Here is a 608-nt window from a genome sequence, read left to right as displayed (position 1 = left end):
GGCGCCCAGCACGGCCAGCGGGCCGCTCACGCCGTCGGCGCGCAACGCAGCAAGGCCGGCCGCCGCCTTCTCGCGCGCCAGGCGCTCGACATAGGCAGTGGCCGGCTCGCCGGCCAGCGGGGTTTCGTCGATGGCGGCGCTGACGGTGGTGAACGCCACGCCGATCTGGGTCAGCAGCTCACGTCGGCGCGGCGAACCAGAGGCCAGGTACAACGCGGTCATGTGACGTCTCCGTGTCAGCGTCGGTGAGCAAGCGGGTCAGTTGATACTCAGGCGTCGGCGCAGGCCACGCAAGGCAAAGCTGATCCAGGGCCACAGCAACGCACTGATGACAGCCGGCCAGATCAGCGCCAGGGTCGGCTGGCGATTGCCGGTCAACGCACTGAGCCACAACTGCACCAGCTGTGCCAGGCCGAAGATCACCAGGATCACCAGGCTCTGCTGCCACATCGGGAACATGCGCAGGCGCTGCTGCAACGACAGCACCAGGAAAGTGATCAAGGTCAGCACCAGGGCGTTCTGCCCCAGTAGCGTGCCATACAGCACGTCTTCGGCCAGGCCCAGCACGAACGCGGTGGTCATGCCGACCTTGTGCGGCAGGTTGAGGG

Annotated in this window: 2 protein-coding genes; both read right to left on the bottom strand. The window is 67.3% G+C overall.

Translation table 11 applies throughout. The features are described 5' to 3' along the window. Window positions 1–222 (bottom strand): Maf family protein (locus KUO17_RS26470; protein WP_217978489.1); only part of this gene is annotated, 222 nt, incomplete at its 3' end. 36 nt (window positions 223–258) lie between these two features. Next, window positions 259–608 (bottom strand): rod shape-determining protein MreD (gene mreD, locus KUO17_RS26465; protein WP_217978488.1); only part of this gene is annotated, 350 nt, incomplete at its 5' end.

Source organism: Pseudomonas aegrilactucae, from assembly GCF_019168305.1.
Lineage (GTDB): Bacteria > Pseudomonadota > Gammaproteobacteria > Pseudomonadales > Pseudomonadaceae > Aquipseudomonas > Aquipseudomonas aegrilactucae.
Note: the sequence above shows the minus strand (reverse complement) of the source record. Positions and strands in the feature narration are given on the sequence as shown.